At 39.3% G+C, this 1,485-nt stretch carries 3 protein-coding genes; 1 reads left to right on the forward strand and 2 read right to left on the reverse strand.

Features of this window, described 5'->3' with window-relative positions; all coding sequences use genetic code 11:
* Window positions 1-73 precede the first annotated feature (73 nt).
* Window positions 74-526, reverse strand: coding sequence for a DUF1398 domain-containing protein (locus E4K64_RS39775; RefSeq protein WP_223248938.1), 453 nt, complete (start codon window positions 524-526; stop codon window positions 74-76).
* A gap of 243 nt (window positions 527-769) precedes the next feature.
* Between E4K64_RS39775 and ybcW the strand changes: the two genes are divergently transcribed.
* Entirely contained in the window at window positions 770-976 is a 207-nt protein-coding gene (gene ybcW / locus E4K64_RS39780; protein ID WP_001031427.1) for a protein YbcW, read from the forward strand.
* Window positions 977-1,140: 164 nt separating this feature from the next.
* On the opposite strand, the gene E4K64_RS39785 is transcribed toward ybcW, so the two are convergent.
* The gene (locus E4K64_RS39785) at window positions 1,141-1,335 is read right to left on the reverse strand and encodes a YlcI/YnfO family protein (protein WP_001421937.1); all 195 of its coding nucleotides are present in this window, start codon (window positions 1,333-1,335) and stop codon (window positions 1,141-1,143) included.
* Window positions 1,336-1,485: the final 150 nt, after the last annotated feature.

Consider the following 1,485-nt stretch of genomic DNA (forward strand, 5'->3'; position numbering starts at 1 on the left):
GGGTTTAGCGCGTACACGTATTGCATTATGCCAACGCCCCGGTGCTGACACGGAAGAAACCGGACGTTATGATTTAGCGTGGAAAGATTTGTGTAGTGTTCTGAATGCTCTCAGTAAATAGTAATGAATTATCAAAGGTATAGTAATATCTTTTATGTTCATGGATATTTGTAACCCATCGGAAAACTCCTGCTTTAGCAAGATTTTCCCTGTATTGCTGAAATGTGATTTCTCTTGATTTCAACCTATCATAGGACGTTTCTATAAGATGCGTGTTTCTTGAGAATTTAACATTTACAACCTTTTTAAGTCCTTTTATTAACACGGTGTTATCGTTTTCTAACACGATGTGAATATTATCTGTGGCTAGATAGTAAATATAATGTGAGACGTTGTGACGTTTTAGTTCAGAATAAAACAATTCACAGTCTAAATCTTTTCGCACTTGATCGAATATTTCTTTAAAAATGGCAACCTGAGCCATTGGTAAAACCTTCCATGTGATACGAGGGCGCGTAGTTTGCATTATCGTTTTTATCGTTTCAATCTGGTCTGACCTCCTTGTGTTTTGTTGATGATTTATGTCAAATATTAGGAATGTTTTCACTTAATAGTATTGGTTGCGTAACAAAGTGCGGTCCTGCTGGCATTCTGGAGGGAAATACAACCGACAGATGTATGTAAGGCCAACGTGCTCAAATCTTCATACAGAAAGATTTGAAGTAATATTTTAACCGCTAGATGAAGAGCAAGCGCATGGAGCGACAAAATGAATAAAGAACAATCTGCTGATGATCCCTCCGTGGATCTGATTCGTGTAAAAAATATGCTTAATAGCACCATTTCTATGAGTTACCCTGATGTTGTAATTGCATGTATAGAACATAAGGTGTCTCTGGAAGCATTCAGAGCAATTGAGGCAGCGTTGGTGAAGCACGATAATAATATGAAGGATTATTCCCTGGTGGTTGACTGATCACCATAACTGCTAATCATTCAAACTATTTAGTCTGTGACAGAGCCAACACGCAGTCTGTCACTGTCAGGAAAGTGGTAAAACTGCAACTCAATTACTGCAATGCCCTCGTAATTAAGTGAATTTACAATATCGTCCTGTTCGGAGGGAAGAACGCGGGATGTTCATTCTTCATCACTTTTAATTGATGTATATGCTCTCTTTTCTGACGTTAGTCTCCGACGGCAGGCTTCAATGACCCAGGCTGAGAAATTCCCGGACCCTTTTTGCTCAAGAGCGATGTTAATTTGTTCAATCATTTGGTTAGGAAAGCGGATGTTGCGGGTTGTTGTTCTGCGGGTTCTGTTCTTCGTTGACATGAGGTTGCCCCGTATTCAGTGTCGCTGATTTGTATTGTCTGAAGTTGTTTTTACGTTAAGTTGATGCAGATCAATTAATACGATACCTGCGTCATAATTGATTATTTGACGTGGTTTGATGGCCTCCACGCACGTTGTGATATGTAGATG

The sequence above is a fragment of the Bradyrhizobium frederickii genome (genome assembly GCF_004570865.1).
GTDB lineage: Bacteria > Pseudomonadota > Alphaproteobacteria > Rhizobiales > Xanthobacteraceae > Bradyrhizobium > Bradyrhizobium frederickii.